Consider the following 15,059-nt stretch of genomic DNA (forward strand, 5'->3'; position numbering starts at 1 on the left):
AAAGCGTTAAGCTCCTGAGTATAGTTCAGAGTTTAACGCTTTTTTTATCTCTTTTAATTATTTTTCTTCTTTAAAGAAAGCTGGTAAATAGTGTTTATGTGCTTCTAATAGTTCATCCATCACTTCTTTGGCAACATCACCACTTGTGATCAGTGGATTCATTGTAAAAGCTTGTAACAATGTTCCATAATCTCCTGTGACAGCCGCTTCGATGGTTAATTCTTCCATTGATTTCATTACTTGCAACAAACCACGTTCCTGTGGTTTAAAGCTGCCGAAGTTATAAGGTACAGGACCTTTTCCAGTGATCGTACAGGTTACTTCTACTGCACTTTCCGCCGGTAGATCTGTGATCGTGCCGTTGTTTCTAGTACTAACAGTCATTGTTGTGCGTTTATCATTATGAATAGAGTTGATGATTTCGCACGCTGCATCGCTATAACGAGCACCACCGCGTTCTGCTAATTGTTTTGGTTTATAGTCTAAATTAGGATCTTTGTATAATTCAAACAATTCATGTTCGATTTTTTTGACTTTTTCAGCTCGTGTGCCATTGTTTTTAAAATCTTCCAATTCTTCAGCTAGCATTTTATCTGTATAATAGTAATAATTATGGTATGGACAAGGAACCATGTGTAGGTTTTCGACTTGTTCCCAAATCAAGTTGTTGTCCTTGATATTGGCTACGATTGATTTTGCGTCGTCTTGACCATACATCACCTTGATCAATTCATCCGTACGGTCTTTTCCGTTTTTATCTGTAATCGTATGCCAGTGTAAGTGATTGATCCCAGCAAACTGGAAGAATAAATCGCGATTATTTTCACCTAATAATTCTGCTTCTTCAAAAACTGCATTGACTGGAATATTACATAGACCGACTACTTTATCCCAATTACCATAGCGTAAAACAGCTTCTGTTACCATACCAGCTGGGTTTGTAAAGTTGATCAGCCAAGCGTTTGGACATAATTCTTTCATATCTTCTACGATATCTAAAATGACTGGAACAGTTCTTAATGCTTTAAAAATCCCCCCAGCGCCATTTGTTTCTTGCCCGATCAACCCATGGCTTAATGGGATACGTTCATCTAAAATCCGTGCATCTAAAAGTCCTACACGTAATTGTGTTGTAACGAAATCTGCATCTTTTAATGCTTCACGACGATCCAAAGTTAAGTGAATTTCACAATCTACGCCTGCTGCTTGGACCATTCTTTTTGCCATTGCACCAACGATTTCTAGTTTTTCTTTTCCTGCTTCAATATCAACCAGCCATAACTCACGTATGGGCAACTCATCATAACGTTTAATAAAACCTTCCACTAATTCTGGTGTATAACTTGATCCTCCACCGATCGTAACGATTTTAATTCCTTTTGACATCTCGTTCAGCTCCTTAGCGTTTTATCTGACCTTAGTATAGCCTGTTATTAGGTTAGAATATAGAGCAAAGAAGTAAGTGGTTACATCATCAAAGCAAAAGTAACTTGTAACAATCGAGTAACAAGACGTTACAAAAAAAGGATTGAACACATTGTATGTCCAATCCCATTATTTTGGTTCTATAATATATTGTGTTGGTGGAAATCAAAAAAGATTTTCTACCAGCACTTTTTTAAGCATTTAAACACAAAAAAGGAACAACTAACTGATAAAATGAAATCGACAAAAACCACAAATCATCAGAAAGGTTGTTCCCTATGGATAAGAATACCAGATTATTGCTCGGACTTACAGACAAAAACCTCTGGTTTGAAAAAAATTGGTTGGAACAAAGAACAGTAAAAGGAGTGCAAGCTCAAGTGATTAAAGCCAAGCTGACCTATTCACCTACCCATTGCGAGAAATGTGGAAGCCTCGATCATGGACAAATCATCAAAAATGGCAGTCATACAACAACAGCTCAATTGCCTGTTTTTAATGAACGTTTCACTCTATTAGAGCTAAAACGGACACGCTTTCTTTGTCATGAATGTGGTACTACTTTTCACGCTCATACAGAGCTGATTGAAGAACATCATCACTTATCTAAACAGCTTCAATACCAAATTATGCTTGACTTGAAAAAGAATGTTTCAAGAAAAATGATTGCTCAAAAGCACTTTGTTTCAGACATAACAGTCCTTAGAATGATGGATAGACTATCACAAAATTATCGAACAAACTGGAACTTCCTCCCTAAAATTTTATGTATTGATGAATTTAAATCCATGAAATCTTGCCAAGGAAGTATGAGCTTTATTTGTGTGGATGGACAACGGAATCAGTTGTTAGAAGTGTTGGAAGATAGACGACTACACAAATTGACCGCTCATTTCATGCGCTTTACACGTGAAGCTCGGCTACATGTAGCGTATCTCGTAACAGATATGAACGCTAGTTACCATCAACTTCTTCGAACGGTCTTTCCTAATGCTCAATTAGTGACGGATCGCTTTCATATCGTCCAACAAATGAATCGTACGTTGAACCAATTGCGAATTCAAACGATGAACCGCTTAAAAAGTTCTAAACCAAAACAATACCGTCGCTTAAAACGCTATTGGAAGTTACTATTGAAAGATTCCGATAAATTAGATATAAACTGTCGAGCATACCAGCCCTTATTTAAACGACCATTAAGTCAACAGGATATTGTCGATGAACTGTTGCACTATGATGCTGTCCTACGGACAGGCTATGATACGGTTCAATACTTAAAATATGCTTTTTCTCATCGGGAACATACACTCTTTTTTGAGTATCTTCAACAGCTAGATAATCAGCTACCACACTGGTTCAAAAAGAAATTACTCTTCTTTAACAAATATAAAGAAGGCATTAAAAATTCTTTTCGCTTCCCTTATTCTAATGGTGTCACTGAAGGGTTAAACAATAAACTTAAGGTAATCAAACGGGTAGCCTATGGCTATCGAAACTTTTATCATTTTCGTTCACGTATTTATATTATTCAAGGTCTTATTTTTTCACAACAATAAAAAAAGCCTGATAAGAATGTTCTATCCTTACCAGACCTAGATTTCTATTCAGTTATTTGGCTTACCAACACAATTTGACGTAGAACCTACAATAATTGATTTAATTCTTTGGATTTTCTTCACCAACATTAGTTGACAAAGAGCCAATATTATTACTCACCTAAATCAACATTATGATACACTTTTTGAACATCATCAAGGTCTTCTAAAACGTCGATCATTTGTTCAAATTTTTCTAAGTCTTCCCCAGTTAATTCTACATCATTTTGTGCAATCATTTCTAATTCTGCTACTGAAAATGCTTCGATTCCCTTTTCTTTTAGCGCTTCTTGCACTGCATGTAAATCTTCTGGTTCAGTATAGACAATGATTTGACCTTCTTCTTCTGTAACATCACGAACATCAATGTCTTTTTCCATCAGATACTCAAGAATTTCATCTGCATCATTACCTTCAAAGCCAATGACACCTGTATGATCGAACATATAAGCTACTGCACCACTAACACCCATATTTCCACCATTTTTCCCGAATGCTGCACGAACATCTGACGCAGTACGGTTTACATTATTCGTCAACGCATCAACGATGACCATTGAGCCATTTGGTCCAAATCCTTCATAACGCAATTCAGAATATTGTTCATCGCCAGAACCTTTGGCTTTTTCGATTGCTCGGTCGATGATATGTTTTGGAACATTATATGTTTTTGCGCGCTCGATAACAAACCGTAATTTTTGATTTGCTTGAGGGTCAGGATCACCCGATTTCGCTGCTACGTATATCTCAATTCCGAATTTTGCATAAACTCGGCTGTTGGTTGCGTCTTTGGCAGCTTTTTTCTCTTTAATATTTGCCCACTTACGACCCATATTCTCACTTCGCTTTCATTCATTATTATTTTTTTGATTATAGTGCCTTTCTCATTATACTTGGCAAACGGACTTTTGTTAAGTGTTTTTTTCTTTTAAAGAATACGAATCGGAAAACGACCAAAACTTTGTTCTAAAATATTGGAATTCCCTAACTGATAAAGCATATTACTACGAATATCAAGCGCTAACTGAGAGCCCAAATTCTTGGAAATTTTTGTGATCAGTGGTAATTTTAGATTCTTTTTTTCTTCTCGCAAAAAACGTTGCCCTTGTTCTGTAAAGCCAAGAACTTGCAAGTGACTATACTTCCATGCATTTTCTATTTCCTGTTGTTTCACATTATTTAAAATGTAAGTTGCCAAGCGTTGCAGACGTGTCCACGTATAACGTTTTGTTTTGGCTTGTTCCATAAACGTCTGAAAGGAGTCCGAAGTCTTAGCCGCTTCTTGCAATCGATATTCAATGCCTTCTTTCATTTGATAAATCGTTTGTAATTCTGCAATTGAACTGCTGATTAATTTATATTTTAATAAAGGCCAATAATCTTCCCAAGAAACTGTAGGTGTAATCACCAAATCTACTATAACTTGTTTTGGTACTACTTGGTTGATTTGATCTAATTCTTCTGAGAAAATGGCTTTCCTTATCGCCGTTGCACTGGCAAATTCTTGATGTATTTTGGTATCATGATAACCTGCTTTTTCTCTTGGTAAAGGATATAAAGTCATTGGCTTTTCATACGCGGCATTTTCTTTTGCGTAGCTTAATCCTAAAATATGATTAGGAGAAGAAAAATCTAAGCCGCTATTTGGATAAAGTTTACGAAAAACTTCTGTCATTTGCTGAGGATAACTCATACCATTGTTTTTAATGATCTGATAGGTGTGATCGATTTCTTTCTGATGCTTGTAAACAAAATTACCAAACTGCTCATAATCCATATCTGTTTGATTATCGGTACCAAAACATAATGCATCACAATGGAATGCCTGAAGCAATTTTACTCCACCAGCAGCAAAATAATCAGCTGATTGTACAGCATAAGCAAATGGCAATTCAACAACAAGATCAACACCATGACTCAAGGCTTCATTGGCTCGTGTCCATTTATCGATAATCGCAGGTTCCCCTCGTTGTAAGAAATTCCCACTCATCACAGCTATGACAACTTCTGCTCCACTTAACTCCCGCGCCATTTTTGCGTGGTACTGATGTCCATTATGAAAAGGATTGTATTCAACAATAATGCCACAACTTTTCATCTGTATTCTCCTTTGCCCAGATCATTTCTATTAGAACTCTATCATACCATTTTTATTTTACTACTGAAACAAAATAAAAAACGAGCGTTCGAAACTTCGAAAAGTTCGTCTCCACTCATTTTTTATTATTTTTTACAAACAAAGAACCAACGTTTGCTTTCATCGGTAGGTGCTTCATCGGTAAAATCTGCATATACTTCGACACTCACAAAGCCAGCACTTTCAAGCATCATCAAATAGTTTTCCATTGTATAAGTGCGTTCTTGATGCAGTTCATCTTGGCGAATAAAGACTTCATCATTCTCATGCTCTTTTACAAAAAATGTCAGAAAATGCTCAATGCTATGCTCTTTTTCGCCAGGATAGCTATCCCACAAAAAAGCGAATTCTTCTGTTTGATAATGATAACTATACTCTGGAAATACTTTGTCTACTTGATGAATCGAATGAACATCAAAAATAAAGATTCCTTCGTCTTCTAATGCTTGATAAACATCGTCAAATACTTGTTGAACTTCTTGACGATTTGCCATATAACACAGTGAATCAGAAAAACAAGTGATTGCATTGTATTGGCCCATTTCAGATAAATCCATCATATTCCCTTGGACAAACTGAACATGGACATCTTCCTCAGCTGCTCGTTTACTTGCCATCATCAGCATTTCTTCCGACAAATCTAACGCAGTTACAGTAAATCCTGCTTTGGCAAAATTCACAGCTAGCGCCCCAGTACCACAAGCCATTTCTAAAACATCCATTTTTCCTTCTGGTAAATGGCGTTTTGAAAACTCCAACCACTGATCATACAAGCTATCATCCATTACTTCATCATAAACAAAAGCAAATGTTTCGTAGGCCATATTATTCGACCCAAGCGTGCAGATCGACCATTGGCGCATCTGACCAAAGTTTTTCTAAATTGTAAAATCCACGTTCTGCCGATTGGAATACATGAACGATGATATCGCCTAAATCGATCAATACCCATTTACCGCCATCTTTTCCTTCGATACGTTTTACTTCTACGTCTGCTTCTTCTTCTTTTTCAATAATTTCTTCCACGATTGCATTAATTTGACGTTCACTTGTTGCTTGGCAAATCATAAAGTAATCTGCTAAAAGTGAGATCTCCTGCACATCTAAAGCGACAATTTCCTCGGCTCGTTTTGAATCAGCTGCTTTTACAGCGATTTCTAAAATCTGTTGACTATCTATGATGGTTTCCTCCCATTATTTAATGTAAATTTTGGTTTTCTTTCTAACTTAAAACTAAATACTTTGTTCAGCTTTTCCTACTACCCAATAATTATACGTCTCAATTGTTTTGGGATAAATTTTTTGTTCTTGTTCAATAAGATGCAGCAATGTATGTTTTGTTTCAAATGCAACTGCTTCATCCAAATCGACTAAGGCCAATTTTCGTGCTTCTTTTACGCCTGGAAAGTTTCGACCAGCTTCGATGTAATCAGCAACATAAATGATCTTATCCAGCAGACTCATTTTAGCAGCACCTGTCGTATGCAGACGAATCGCTTCTAAGATCTCTTCGTCATCTATGCCTAATTCCCTTTGAACCATACTGGCGCCAACAAGTCCGTGCCAAATTGCATTATCATAATTCAGTAAATCATGGTCATAGCCATCCCGCTTGATAATTAGCTCAAACTCTTCATCTGGACGTTCTTTTGCATAATCATGAGTCAATGCCGCAATACTTGCCTTTTCTTTGGAAGCTCCGTATTTAGCCGCTAAAGCTATCGCCATTTCCTCTACACCTAAAACATGTTGAAACCGCCGTTCACTCATATGCATCTGAACTTCTTGCATCAATTCTTCACGTTTAAGCGACGTATATTTTCCGCTAAAATCCATCTACATACAGCTCCATCTCTTCTATATAGTGTATCACACTATCAGGCAATAAGTAGCGTGTAGAACAACCATTCTTGATCTTTTCCCGAATCAATGTTGAACTAATATCCATTTGAGGAACATCTACCCAAATAATCGGATAAGATGTGATTGTGCCATAATTAGGACGGCGAATTCCCACAAAATTGGTTAAAGTAAGTAATTCGTCAATTTTATACCACTTTGGTAAATATTCTACCATGTCTCCGCCAATGATAAAATAGTAATCTGTATCAGGGTTATTTTGAGTTAAAGCTTTCATTGTGTCATAGGTATAACTTTTCCCCTTACGTAACAATTCGATGGGCTCCACAGCTAAATTTTTATTATCCGCAATCGCTAGTTCCAACATTGCCAAACGATGTTTGCTATCGATCGTTTCTTTTTCATCTACATGAGGCGGTAAATAAGTAGGCATCAAATAGACTTTATCAAGGCCAAGCTGCTGCTGTACTTGGTCAGCCATCACTAAATGAGCCACATGAATTGGATTAAAATTCCCGCCTAATATTCCTACCTGTTTACGCTTTTGAAAAAGCTCAGCTTCTTCCACAATTACTTCTGCTTTTAATGCTGCATTCGTATTTGTCCCCATTTTCGTACCTCCAAGTTTTAAATTGCTTTAACTTCTTTAGAGATTTTTTGATATTTTTCGTTAGATGATGGTTTAAATAAAACTAATACGCGACCAATGATTTGAACGATATCGCAACGAATGTCTGCTTTTAACGCTTCTGCTACATCTTCAGCAATCTCATCGGTATTTTGTAGTAACGTGACTTTGATCAATTCACGTTTTTCCAAAGCTTCATTGATCTGTACCACCATCGCAGAATTCAAGCCGCCTTTCCCAATTTGAAAAATTGGTTGTAAATGGTGGGCTTGGCTACGTAAAAAACGTTTTTGTTTTCCTCTTAAATCCACTAAATTTCCTTCTTTCTATTCTAACATATGATTAAATCAAAGCTTTTCTTCTTAAAACATCTACGCCTTTTGGTGCCCATCCAGCAACGACACAAGGTTCTGTTACCGTGATCCAGCCAAGTCCTGCAAAGACAATATCTGTTTTTTCTTTGATCGAAAATTCAAAACGAACCAACTCTGGAAAATCTGCTACTTCATCCGGACGAGGCGGTTGTAATAAACCACCTACATGTTTGTCATAGAAATCATCTGCTGTTGCTAACTTTGTGCGGTGAATCGATAAATCATTCGACACATAGGCAATAAATGAACTACGTTCCCCTTGAATAAAATCAAAACGGGCTAAACCGCCTAAAAATAAGGTTTGCTCTGGATTCAGCTGATATACTTTTGGTTTTATTTCTTTTTGTGGCGCGATGATTTTCAGATCTTTTTTACCAAGGTAATGCGCCATTTGATGACGATGAATGATTCCGGGCGTATCAATCAGGAAATGTCCGTCATCCAGCGGAATTTCTATTTTGTCTAATGTTGTTCCTGGAAACTGGGATGTTGTGATGACATCTTGAACGCCAGCAGTCTGTTTGATGATTTGATTGATCAAGGTTGATTTCCCAACATTTGTCACACCAACCACATAAACGTCTTTACCATCACGATATTTTTCGATCGTCTCAAGCAAGTTTTCCATTTCCTGAGGTTTCTTAGCACTAGTTAATAAAACATCGACAGGACGTAAGCCTTCTTCATGAGCACGCTCTCTCATCCATTGAATCATTTTGGGTTTCTTTAATGATTTTGGTAGAATATCGACTTTGTTTCCTACCATCAATACTGGATTATCTCCAATAAAGCGATGTAGTCCAGGAATCAATGAACCATTGAAATCAAAAATATCGACAACATTCACGATTAAAGCATCTTCTTTACCCAATCCATTTAACAAACGCAAAAAATCATCATCAGTCAATTGAACATCTTGAATGTCATTGTAATGTCGTAAACGAAAACAGCGTTGGCAATAAACTTCCCCTGTCTCCATACCTTTCTCAAAAGCAGCCTTTGGCGTAAATCCAAGTTCATCTGGCTGTTCTGTTTGAATGACTGCACCACAACCGATGCACTGAATTGCTTCATTCTCACTCATTCTAGTCCGCCTTTCCATATCATATCTGGATGTTTCTTCGCTAAATGTTTCATGATTTTTCGTTCAAAAAAGCGATTGATCTTTGTATTCCATCCATCAGTATCAACGATTGGACGAACTAAAATATTTCTAATGCCAGCTGCATTGGCGCCTCGAATATCTGTCATGATCTGATCACCGACCATAACTAATTCTTCTGGTTTCATATTTAGTTTTTTCTCAGCTTCTCTGAATCCTCTTGTTGAAGGTTTCAACGCTCTAGATACATATTCTAAATCAAATTTTTCTACTACTCGTTTGATACGGCTAGATTTATTATTTGAAACGACTACAACTGGAATCCCGGCATTTTTCATTTCAAGAATCCACGTCAATAATTCTTCAGTTCCGTCTGGATTGTCCCAAGCGATCAACGTATTATCCAAATCGGTCAACACAGCTTTGATTCCTAATTTTTTTAATTGGTTCGGCGTGATTTTATAAATCGCATCGACCATCCAAGTTGGTTTAAATTTTGAAAACATAGTAACTCCTCTCATCTCCACGATGAACTTTCTCATAGTGAAAGGAGTACTAAGCTAGCACTCCTCCAATTTGTATTATACTGTATTTTACTGAAAAATTCTATAAATGCTCATCATAAGTTTTTATAAGTTTAGATGATAATAAAAAACCACACACACTTTATTTATATTTAAAATGGAGCAAACCTCACTCGGCCTGCTCCATTTTTTTATTTTCTTAATATTTGCGGAAACGCTGATAGCGTTTTTCCAGCAACATATCTATATCTAATTGCGAAAGCTCAGAAAACTTACTTATAAGTGCTTTTTGAATCATTCTATTGATTTTCGGTTGTTCCAATGCTTCACCGTTCATTTCTTCAGGAATTACTCGATCAATGATCGTTAATTCTTTTAATTCTGTCGCCGTAATTTTCATTAACTCTGCTGCTTCTTTGGCCCGACTGCCATCCTTCCACAAAATCGACGCAAAGCCTTCTGGTGAAAGCACAGCATAAATCGTATGTTCCAACATCCAAACTTCATCGGCTACCGCAAGCGCTAATGCTCCACCGCTTCCACCTTCGCCAACAATAATGGCAATGATCGGTACACTTAGATCAGACATTTCTATCAAATTTCTAGCAATTGCCTCACCTTCACCACGTTCTTCTGCTTCAATACCACAATAAGCTCCAGCTGTATTGATAAATGTAACAACTGGACGGCCAAACTTTTCAGCCTGTTTCATTAAGCGTAATGCTTTACGATAGCCCTCAGGATGTGGCGCACCAAAATTTCGTTCAATATTTTCAGGTAAGTTACGCCCCTTTTGAATTCCAACAACTGTCACAGGTTTATTTTCTAAGGTTGCAACACCACCTACAACAGCCAAATCATCTCCAAAATAACGATCACCATGAAACTCCATAAAATCATCAAAGATTGCAGCAATATACTCTAATGTAGTATAACGATCCTGTGCTCTGGCAAGGGTGACAATATCATTGGCATTTTTTTCCATCGCTATTTCCACCCTTTCATCGTATGAATCTTTATTAATTTGCTTAGTGTTTCTTGTAATTGATTTCTCGGAACAATTTTATCGACAAAGCCATGATCTAATAAAAATTCAGCTTTTTGAAAATCATCTGGTAATTCTTGTCGAATCGTTTGCTCAATCACTCGACGCCCAGCAAAGCCAATCAAACTTTGTGGCTCGGCTATTATAACATCACCATCCATGGCAAAACTAGCAGTAACGCCGCCAGTTGTTGGATCAGTTAAGACTGTGACATAAAGTAGTCCTGCATTGCTATGACGTTTAAGCGCACCAGAAATCTTAGCCATTTGCATCAAGGAAAAAATCCCTTCTTGCATTCTTGCTCCACCAGAGGCAGTAAAAATAATCACTGGTAATTGTTGTTCTGTTGCTCGTTCAAAAAGACGAGTAATTTTCTCACCTACAACAGTTCCCATGCTTCCCATGATAAAATTGGCATCCATTACGCCGATCCCGATCTCTTGATCATCAATTTTAGCTTTCCCAGTTAAAACAGCTTCATGCAGTTCAGTTTTTTCCTGCATCTTAGCAATTTTTTCCAAATAATCAGGAAAATCTAATGGATCTTTTGTGACTAAATCTGTATCCCATTCTTCAAAACTCTTCTCATCTACCGTTACAGCAAGACGTTCCCAAGCACCGATTCTAAAGCTATAACCACAATAAGGGCAGACTTTTTCTGCCCCCATATCTTTTGTGTATAACGTACGTTTACAACAAGGACATTTCGCCCACATATTATCTGGAACTGCAGGTTTTTTTACAGAAGCTTGGTCGCTTGCGCGATTCGGATTGATTCGAATGTAGTTTTTCTTTTTAAATAAAGCCATACACCTGCTCCTTTTTAATTATCGCTATCTGGTTCCCAATTTGGTAAGAATGTTTCTTGTAAAAAACTTGTATCATAATCGCCAACCAGCACATTTTCATGCGTGATCAAATCTAGCTGAAATTCTGAATTCGTGATGATTCCCTCTGTTACAATCTCTTGTAAGGCCCGTTGCATTTTCATCAATGCATCTATTCTATCATTTCCATGAACGATTACTTTAGCAATCATCGAATCATAGTAAGGTGGGATCGTATAGCCGGAATACATTGCGCTGTCTACTCGTAAGCCCATACCACCTGCTGGAAGCAATAAATTCTTGATTTTTCCAGGAGAAGGTGCAAAATTAAAGGCAGGATTTTCAGCATTGATTCGACATTCGATTGCATGACCTGTGATTGTAATATCTTCTTGTGAGTATGGTAATTCTTCACCTGAAGCAATTTTTAATTGTGCCTTAACAAGATCAATCCCTGTAACCATTTCTGTAACCGGATGTTCTACTTGGATTCGAGTATTCATTTCCATAAAATAAAACTCACCTGATTTATCCATTAAAAATTCAATTGTTCCTGCATTCTCATAATGGACAGCTTTTGCTGCACGAACTGCTGTTTCACCTATTAACTGACGTTTCTCAGGAGAAATCGCGATTGATGGTGATTCTTCAAGTACTTTTTGATTATTTCTTTGTAAAGAACAATCACGTTCACCCAAATGAATCACATGACCGAACTGATCACCTAAAATTTGCACTTCGATATGACGAGCTGGATAAATAATTTTTTCTAAGTACATATCATCGTTGCCAAAAGCGGCTTTTGCTTCTTGCTGTGCTGAGGTAAAATGTTGAGGTAGTTCTTCTTTACTGAGCACCTTACGAATCCCTTTACCACCGCCTCCTGCTGCAGCTTTCAACATAACGGGATAACCAATTTCATTAGCAATCGTTAATGCCTCTTCAACAGAGCTTATCACACCTGTACTTCCAGGAATAACCGGAACATTCGCTTTTTGCATCAGTTCACGCGCATTAATTTTATTTCCCATAGCATCAATCGTTTCCGCTTTAGGTCCAATAAAGGTAATATTGCACTCTTCACACATTGCTGCGAATTGACTATTTTCTGATAAAAAACCAAAACCAGGATGAATCGCTTCAGCATTTGTTACAATGGCTGCACTTAATACACTTTGGACATTTAAATAAGAATCAGTCGCTTTAGCCGGACCAATACAAATCGCTTCATCTGCAAGTTGTGTGTGTAGCGCTTCTTTATCCGCTTCGGAATATACCGCAACAGTTTGTACGCCTAATTCACGACATGCTCGAATAATCCGAACAGCGATTTCTCCTCTATTTGCAATTAAAACTTTTGAAAACATAGCTCACCTATCCAATCATAAAGGTCAATTCTGCTTCCGCTACTTTTTTTCCATTCACAGTTGCAGTTCCTTTGCCGATACCGGCTATTGATTTTACTTTCATAATTTCTACTTCTAACATCAACGTATCCCCTGGAACAACCTTTTGTCTAAACTTCGCTTTATCTATACCGCCAAAATAAGCTGTTTTACCTTTAAAATCAGGCATAGCCAATAATGCTACAGCACCCGCTTGGGCTAGTGCTTCAAGAATCAAAACACCCGGCATAACAGGTTCATCTGGAAAATGACCTTGAAAGAAAGGCTCATTGATCGTAACATTTTTCTTTGCAATCACTTTTTCGCCTACAATGATTTCTTCGACCGTATCCAACAATAAAAAAGGATAACGATGAGGAATAATTTCTTTGATTTCTTGAATATTCATCATTACACTCCTTTAGATACACGGAAAAGTGGTTGATTAAATTCAACAACATCTTCATTTTGTATCAAGACTTCCGTAATCACACCATCAACTGATGAAGTAATTTCATTCATAAGTTTCATCGCTTCAACAATACACACGACATCACCTTTTTTCACCAAATCACCAACTTGTTTGAAGTTTTCTTTATCAGGTGCCGGTTTTAAATACACAATACCCACGATTGGTGAGATGATTTCTTCTGTATTTTCTGGTTTTGTTTCTGTTTTTACAGTTTCATTAATTGTTTCTTTTACTTCGATTGTTTGGCTCGTGATTTCTGTTTCGCCTTGGTTTGTATTCCCCTCGGTTACTTGATTTACTTCACCAGATGATGCTTTCTGTGTCACTTTATTTTTATTCATATAAAGACCAAACGATCCTTTTTTAAGATCAAATTCAGTTAGTGTCGATTCGTCAAACTGTGTTAATAATTCTTTCACTTCATTGATATTCATCTTAATCCTCCCAACGTTTTAAACAAAGTACTGCATTATGACCACCAAAGCCAAAAGAGTTTGTCAAGGCATAATCAAATTCATGTTTTTGACTTTCATTTGTGACAATATTTATTTCGATGGCTTCATCAAGTTGATCAATATTGATCGTTGGTGGAATAAATTGATGCTGTAAAGCATTCAATGTTGCGATAGCTTCAATACCCCCTGTTGCGCCTAATGCATGGCCAGTCATACTTTTCGTACTGCTAACACGAACCTCTTTAGATGCTTCTCCCAATGCAGTTTGAATGGCTTTCGTTTCTGCAACATCATTTGAAGGCGTGCTTGTTCCATGAGCATTGATATATCCGACTTTAGAAGAATCGATGGCTGCTTCGTCAATCGCTAATTTCATCGCTTTAGCCGCACCACTTCCATCTGGTCTTGGTGAAGTCATATGATATGCATCACAATTTGAACCGTAGCCAACGATCTCACCTAAAATCTTTGCTCCTCTTTGTTGCGCATGTTCTAAAGATTCCAGAACTAAAATCCCAGCTCCTTCACCCATCACAAATCCACTGCGGTCTTTATCAAAAGGAATCGATCCTCTATTTGGATCTTCCTCAGAAGTAACGGCTGTTAATGAAGCAAAACCTGCAATCCCGATCTCCGTAATTGAGGCTTCAGTTCCTCCTGCTAGTATCACGTCTGAATACCCATGTTTGATATTTCTAAACGCTTCACCGATCGAATTATTCGCAGTAGCACAAGCTGTGACCGTTGCCGTACATGTTCCTCTTGCCCCAACACGTAAAGCAATATTACCGGCAGCCATATTTCCAATTGCCATTGGTATAAATAAAGGCGCCACTCTTTTAGGACCTTTTTCACGCATTCGAGTCACTTGATCTTGGATCGTCTGAAGTCCGCCGATACCAGAACCTACCATGACACCAAAACGATCAACATCTATTTGTTCGATATCTAGTTGACTCATCTCCATTGCTTCTAAAGCCGCATAAATACCAAATAGGGAAAATAAATCCATTCGTTTAGCATCTTTCTTTGCAAAATACTTATCAAAAGGAAAGTCATTTACTTCTGCTGCTAACGTAATACCCGTTTCAGTGGCATCAAATTTAGTAATCGGACCAATCCCGTTTTTTCCTGTTTGTAAACTTTCTAAAAAGGTTTCTGCGTCATTCCCGATTGGGGATGCTACGCCATAACCTGTAATAACTACACGATTCATTCAATCGCTCCTTT

General features: G+C 37.4%; 17 protein-coding genes. 1 reads left to right on the top strand and 16 read right to left on the bottom strand.

Going from position 1 to position 15,059, the window contains the following annotated elements; genetic code table 11:
- Positions 1-57: 57 nt before the first annotated feature.
- A complete protein-coding gene (locus IGI43_RS07045) occupies positions 58-1,386 on the bottom strand; it encodes a 6-phospho-beta-glucosidase (RefSeq protein ID WP_438757113.1) in 1,329 nt (442 codons plus the stop codon).
- A 317-nt stretch (positions 1,387-1,703) separates the two neighbouring features.
- On the opposite strand from IGI43_RS07045, the gene IGI43_RS07050 reads away from it, so the two are divergent.
- Positions 1,704-2,981: an ISL3 family transposase gene (locus IGI43_RS07050; RefSeq protein ID WP_438756097.1), complete on the top strand. Its 1,278-nt coding sequence runs from the start codon at positions 1,704-1,706 to the stop codon at positions 2,979-2,981.
- Between the two features lie 152 nt (positions 2,982-3,133).
- Here IGI43_RS07050 and IGI43_RS07055 read toward each other — a convergent pair whose 3' ends face one another.
- The 15 genes from IGI43_RS07055 to fabF all read right to left on the bottom strand — a co-directional run bounded on the left by IGI43_RS07055 (position 3,134) and on the right by fabF (position 15,045).
- The gene (locus tag IGI43_RS07055; RefSeq protein ID WP_438757114.1) at positions 3,134-3,853 is read right to left on the bottom strand and encodes a YebC/PmpR family DNA-binding transcriptional regulator; all 720 of its coding nucleotides are present in this window, start codon (positions 3,851-3,853) and stop codon (positions 3,134-3,136) included.
- A gap of 95 nt (positions 3,854-3,948) precedes the next feature.
- On the bottom strand, positions 3,949-5,118 hold the full coding sequence (locus tag IGI43_RS07060) for a nucleotidyltransferase (protein ID WP_438757115.1): 1,170 nt from the start codon (positions 5,116-5,118) through the stop codon (positions 3,949-3,951).
- 125 nt (positions 5,119-5,243) lie between these two features.
- A complete protein-coding gene (locus IGI43_RS07065; protein ID WP_438757116.1) occupies positions 5,244-5,981 on the bottom strand; it encodes a class I SAM-dependent DNA methyltransferase in 738 nt (245 codons plus the stop codon).
- Between the two features lies 1 nt (position 5,982).
- Positions 5,983-6,321 (bottom strand): ribosome silencing factor, encoded by a 339-nt coding sequence (gene rsfS, locus IGI43_RS07070; protein ID WP_069645497.1) that lies wholly within the window; start codon positions 6,319-6,321, stop codon positions 5,983-5,985.
- Positions 6,322-6,390: 69 nt separating this feature from the next.
- Positions 6,391-6,993, bottom strand: coding sequence for a bis(5'-nucleosyl)-tetraphosphatase (symmetrical) YqeK (yqeK, locus tag IGI43_RS07075; protein ID WP_438757117.1), 603 nt, complete (start codon positions 6,991-6,993; stop codon positions 6,391-6,393).
- On the bottom strand, positions 6,983-7,627 hold the full coding sequence (locus IGI43_RS07080; RefSeq protein ID WP_438757118.1) for a nicotinate-nucleotide adenylyltransferase: 645 nt from the start codon (positions 7,625-7,627) through the stop codon (positions 6,983-6,985). Before IGI43_RS07080 ends, yqeK begins: the two co-directional genes overlap by 11 nt.
- A gap of 17 nt (positions 7,628-7,644) precedes the next feature.
- Positions 7,645-7,956, bottom strand: coding sequence for a ribosome assembly RNA-binding protein YhbY (yhbY, locus tag IGI43_RS07085; RefSeq protein ID WP_438757119.1), 312 nt, complete (start codon positions 7,954-7,956; stop codon positions 7,645-7,647).
- Positions 7,957-7,987: 31 nt separating this feature from the next.
- A complete protein-coding gene (gene yqeH / locus IGI43_RS07090) occupies positions 7,988-9,103 on the bottom strand; it encodes a ribosome biogenesis GTPase YqeH (protein ID WP_438757120.1) in 1,116 nt (371 codons plus the stop codon).
- Positions 9,100-9,627 carry a YqeG family HAD IIIA-type phosphatase gene (locus IGI43_RS07095; RefSeq protein WP_438757121.1) on the bottom strand — a complete coding sequence of 176 codons (528 nt, stop codon included), beginning with the start codon at positions 9,625-9,627 and terminating at the stop codon, positions 9,100-9,102. The genes yqeH and IGI43_RS07095 overlap by 4 nt, the downstream gene beginning before the upstream one ends.
- Positions 9,628-9,844: 217 nt before the next feature.
- Positions 9,845-10,642: an acetyl-CoA carboxylase carboxyl transferase subunit alpha gene (locus tag IGI43_RS07100; RefSeq protein ID WP_438757122.1), complete on the bottom strand. Its 798-nt coding sequence runs from the start codon at positions 10,640-10,642 to the stop codon at positions 9,845-9,847.
- Positions 10,633-11,499: an acetyl-CoA carboxylase, carboxyltransferase subunit beta gene (gene accD / locus IGI43_RS07105; protein ID WP_438757123.1), complete on the bottom strand. Its 867-nt coding sequence runs from the start codon at positions 11,497-11,499 to the stop codon at positions 10,633-10,635. Before accD ends, IGI43_RS07100 begins: the two co-directional genes overlap by 10 nt.
- A 14-nt stretch (positions 11,500-11,513) precedes the next feature.
- The gene (locus tag IGI43_RS07110) at positions 11,514-12,884 is read right to left on the bottom strand and encodes an acetyl-CoA carboxylase biotin carboxylase subunit (protein ID WP_438757124.1); all 1,371 of its coding nucleotides are present in this window, start codon (positions 12,882-12,884) and stop codon (positions 11,514-11,516) included.
- 7 nt (positions 12,885-12,891) lie between these two features.
- Positions 12,892-13,311: a 3-hydroxyacyl-ACP dehydratase FabZ gene (fabZ, locus tag IGI43_RS07115; protein WP_438757125.1), complete on the bottom strand. Its 420-nt coding sequence runs from the start codon at positions 13,309-13,311 to the stop codon at positions 12,892-12,894.
- 2 nt (positions 13,312-13,313) lie between these two features.
- Positions 13,314-13,808, bottom strand: coding sequence for an acetyl-CoA carboxylase biotin carboxyl carrier protein (accB, locus tag IGI43_RS07120; protein ID WP_438757126.1), 495 nt, complete (start codon positions 13,806-13,808; stop codon positions 13,314-13,316).
- A 1-nt stretch (position 13,809) separates the two neighbouring features.
- Complete coding sequence (gene fabF / locus IGI43_RS07125; RefSeq protein WP_438757127.1) at positions 13,810-15,045, bottom strand: beta-ketoacyl-ACP synthase II; 1,236 nt, start codon at positions 15,043-15,045, stop codon at positions 13,810-13,812.
- Positions 15,046-15,059: the final 14 nt, after the last annotated feature.

It is taken from the genome of Enterococcus sp. AZ126 (assembly GCF_051714545.1).
GTDB lineage: Bacteria > Bacillota > Bacilli > Lactobacillales > Enterococcaceae > Enterococcus_L.